This window comes from Aeromicrobium sp. PFPM2_SD2 (assembly GCF_057364525.1).
The window spans coordinates 1-3,849 of the sequence record NZ_JBNFNZ010000237.1; the positions used below are offsets into that span (position 1 = coordinate 1).

Genomic DNA, 3,849 nt, shown 5'->3' on the forward strand with positions numbered 1-3,849 from the left:
GGTGCCGACGACGGCCACGCGCAGGGGGCCCGGTCGGTGGCCGGCGCGACCTCCTGCAGGTGCAGCGGGGTGGCGGCGGGCAGCGTCTCGCGCCCCTCGAAGTGCTCGGCGTTGAGCCGGGCGAAGACCTGCTCGTCGGCCCGCAGGACGTCGACCGGCTTGACCGCGGAGACCGGGCAGGCGTCCGCGCACGCCCCGCAGTCGATGCAGGACTGCGGGTCGACGTGGAGCATCTCGGTCGTGCCGAACCCCGGCTCGCCGGGCGTGGGGTGGATGCAGTCGACCGGGCAGACCGAGACGCAGGAGGCGTCGGCGCAGCAGCCGGCGGTGATCGCGTAGGCCATGTCAGAGCATGTGGACGGCGCGGTAGTGGCGCATCGCGGGTCGGGTGAGCAGGCCGGCGGAGGACAGGAAGTCCATGAGGTGCACGCAGCTCATCCGCATGAGGTTGTGGTGGTGCGTGTTGGCCCGGGCCTGGGCGAGCGCCTCCTCGCGGTCCAGTCCCGCCGCCTCGTAGACCCCGGGGTTGACCATGCTCGAGACGATGAAGCGGGCCGACCCGGCGATGACCTCGGCCGCGACCTGGCGCCGGACCCGGCCGGACTCCTTCAGGTGCTCGCGGATCTCGTGCCGCGCGAACTTCATGTGCCGCGCCTCCTCGACCACGTGAATCTTGGACGTCGTGCGGACGACCGGCAGCACGTCCTCGCCGCGCATCCAGTCACGTTGCATGACGTCGAGGATCTCCTCGGCCACGAGGATGCAGCCGTAGGCGATCTCGCCGGTGGCGACGGTCTTGAGCGCGCGGGCGAGCTCGACCACGTACCGCGGCGGGCTGTAGTGCGGGACGTCCATGAGGGTGCACGCGCGCGCGAACATGAGCGAGTGCCGGCACTCGTCGGCGATCTCGGTGAGCGCGAACTGGAACTCGCTGTCGGCGTACCGGGCGCGGTACTGGTCGCGCAGGATGAGCTGCTGCAGCATCATCTCGAACCAGATGCCGGTGCTCATGATCGAGCCGACCTCGTGCCGGGTCAGCGTCACCCGCTGCTCGTCGGTCATCCGCTCCCACAGCGGCGTGCCGTAGAGCGTGCTCCACTCGGGGTTGAGCCCGTGGTGCGCCGGGTCGAGCGGGGCGTCCCAGTCGACCTCGGTCTGCGGATCGTAGGAGATCGTGCGCGACGAGTCCAGGAGGCGGCGCATCTCGGCCTCGGTGTCGCGGTCCAGGGTCGTGCGGAAGTGCTCGGCGGTGACGGTCATCCCGCGCCTCCATCCATGTGACATCTGCGATGTAACATTACCTATGGCACCGTACGCCGCCACGGGGTCAGGACGCAAGCGGGGACGACGACGCCCGCCCCCTCGCGGGGACGGGCGTCGTGACGCGCAGTCGGTCAGTGGCTGTGACCGGCGTGCTCGTCCTCGTCAGCGGGCTTGTCGACGACCAGGGTCTCGGTCGTCAGCAGCATGGCCGTGATGGACGCGGCGTTCGCCAGCGCCGAGCGGGTGACCTTCACCGGGTCCAGGACGCCCTGGGCGACCAGGTCGCCGTACTCGCCGGTGGCCGCGTTGTAGCCCTCACCGGTCTCGCGGACCTTGGCCACCACGACCTCGCCGGAGACGCCGCCGTTGCGGGCGATCCACTCCAGCGGGGCGTCGGCGCCCTCGCGGACGACGCGCACGCCGACCGCCTCGTCGCCGGTCAGGCCGAGGTCGTCCTCGAGCACCGAGACGGCCTGGACGAGGGCCGAGCCGCCGCCGGCGACGATGCCCTCCTCGATGGCCGCGCGGGTCGCCGAGACGGCGTCCTCGATGCGGTGCTTCTTCTCCTTGACCTCGACCTCGGTGGCCGCGCCGACCTGGATGACGCAGACGCCGCCGGCGAGCTTCGCGAGGCGCTCCTGGAGCTTCTCGCGGTCCCACTCGGAGTCGGTCGAGGCGATCTCGGCCTTGATCTGCTCGACGCGACCGGTGACCTCGTCGGCCTTGCCGGCGCCGTCGACGATCGTCGTGGCGTCCTTGGTGACGACCACGCGGCGCGCGGTGCCCAGCACCTCGAGGCCGACCTGGTCGAGCTTGAGGCCCAGCTCGGGGCTGACGACCTCGGCACCGGTCAGGATCGCGATGTCCTGCAGGATCGCCTTGCGGCGGTCGCCGAAGGCCGGGGCCTTGACCGCGACGGACTGGAAGGTGCCGCGGATCTTGTTGACGACCAGCGTCGACAGGGCCTCGCCCTCGACGTCCTCGGCGATGATGAACAGCGTCTTGCCGGCCTGGACGACCTTCTCCAGCAGCGGCAGGAGCTCCTGCACCGACGAGATCTTGCCCTGGTTGACCAGGATCAGCGGGTCGTCGATGACCGCTTCCATGCGCTCGGTGTCGGTGACCATGTAGGGCGACAGGTAGCCCTTGTCGAACTGCATGCCCTCGGTGAACTCGAGCTCGGTGCCCATGGTGTTGGACTCCTCGACGGTGATGACACCGTCCTTGCCCACCTTGTCGAACGCCTCGGCGATGAGCGCACCGATGTGGCCGTCGCGCGAGGAGATGGTGGCGACGCTCGTCATGTCGGCGACGTCGTCGACCGGCTTGGCGGTCGAGAGCAGCTGGTCCGAGACGGCCTGGACGGCGGCCTCGATGCCGCGCTTGAGGCCGACCGGGTTCGCGCCGGCGGCGACCGCGCGCAGGCCCGAGTGGATCATCGCCTGGGCGAGCACCGTGGCGGTGGTGGTGCCGTCACCGGCGACGTCGTTCGTCTTGGTGGCGACCTCCTTGGCGAGCTGGGCGCCGAGGTTCTCGAACGGGTCGTCCAGCTCGACCTCACGGGCGACGGTGACGCCGTCGTTCGTGATCGTGGGAGCGCCCCACTTCTTGTCGAGGACGACGTAGCGGCCCTTGGGGCCGAGGGTGACCTTCACGGTGTCGGCGAGCTTGTCGACGCCGCGCTCGAGCGAGCGGCGCGCCGCCTCGTCGAACTCCAGGATCTTGGGCATGGATCGCTTCCTTCTGGCTCAGGGGTGAGGAATCACGCGACCCCGGCCGGACGCGCGCACGAGGGCGCGTCCGGGCCGGGGCGGCGGGATCAGGAGACGACGGCGAGGATGTCGCGCGCGGAGAGGATGAGGAACTCCTCGCCGCCGTACTTGACCTCGGTGCCGCCGTACTTGCTGAAGATGACCTTGTCACCGACCTGGACGTCGACGGGGATGCGCTCGTCGCCGTCCTCGTTGAACCGGCCGGGGCCGACGGCGACGATCTCGCCCTCCTGCGGCTTCTCCTTGGCGGTGTCGGGGATGACGAGACCGGACGCGGTGGTCTGCTCGGCCTCGAGCGCCTTGACGACGACTCGGTCCTCGAGCGGCTTGATGCTGACCATGTGGTCGACCTTCCCTTTCAGGAATGAAACGTGACGGACAGGTGCGTGCACGCCGTCGCGGGGGCCGCGCACGCGGTGTTAGCAGTCTCGCTCGGCGAGTGCCAAGCCGAACATAGCATGACCTGGCACTCGCCCCAAGGGAGTGCTAACCGTCGTCCGACCCGCGAGAATCGGCCCATGGACCTGCCCACGTTCGAGCGCCTGCTGACCCCCGAGGGACAGGACCTGCTGGCCGAGGTGCACGCCCGCGCCGGCGTCGAGAGCGACCTCGCGCTGGGCACCCGGCTGCGGCGCACGCACCCCGTCGAGCTCGTCGCGGCGGCGGTCACCCAGAACCACCTGCGCGGGCTGGCCCGGCGCAAGCTCGGCGACGACGCCGCCCGGATGTACTTCACCCACGACGCGCTCGAGCAGGCCACCCGCGCGTCCGTCGCGACGCACCGGGGCGCAGCGCCTGGCGGCGTCCGGCGTCG

At 70.6% G+C, this 3,849-nt stretch carries 4 protein-coding genes and 1 pseudogene; 1 reads left to right on the top strand and 4 read right to left on the bottom strand.

Features of this window, described 5'->3' with window-relative positions:
- From AC2W7G_RS11110 to groES, 4 genes are all read right to left on the bottom strand, one after another.
- Positions 1-344 (bottom strand): 4Fe-4S dicluster domain-containing protein (locus AC2W7G_RS11110; RefSeq protein ID WP_485868482.1); only part of this gene is annotated, 344 nt, incomplete at its 3' end.
- Position 345: 1 nt separating this feature from the next.
- Complete coding sequence (locus AC2W7G_RS11115) at positions 346-1,260, bottom strand: AurF N-oxygenase family protein (RefSeq protein WP_485868483.1); 915 nt, start codon at positions 1,258-1,260, stop codon at positions 346-348.
- 134 nt (positions 1,261-1,394) lie between these two features.
- Entirely contained in the window at positions 1,395-2,993 is a 1,599-nt protein-coding gene (gene groL, locus AC2W7G_RS11120; protein WP_485868484.1) for a chaperonin GroEL, read from the bottom strand.
- An 89-nt stretch (positions 2,994-3,082) separates the two neighbouring features.
- Positions 3,083-3,376: a co-chaperone GroES gene (gene groES, locus AC2W7G_RS11125; protein WP_019143581.1), complete on the bottom strand. Its 294-nt coding sequence runs from the start codon at positions 3,374-3,376 to the stop codon at positions 3,083-3,085.
- 177 nt (positions 3,377-3,553) lie between these two features.
- Here groES and AC2W7G_RS11130 point away from each other — a divergent pair.
- Positions 3,554-3,849: pseudogene (locus tag AC2W7G_RS11130) on the top strand (SAM-dependent methyltransferase); the annotation flags it as partial.

Bases quoted from the DNA above. Each gene is read 5' to 3' on its own strand.
- AC2W7G_RS11115 (WP_485868483.1), bottom strand. From the start codon at position 1,260: ATGACCGTCACCGCCGAGCACTTCCGCACGACCCTGGACCGCGACACC.
- groL (WP_485868484.1), bottom strand. From the start codon at position 2,993: ATGCCCAAGATCCTGGAGTTCGACGAGGCGGCGCGCCGCTCGCTCGAG.
- groES (WP_019143581.1), bottom strand. From the start codon at position 3,376: ATGGTCAGCATCAAGCCGCTCGAGGACCGAGTCGTCGTCAAGGCGCTC.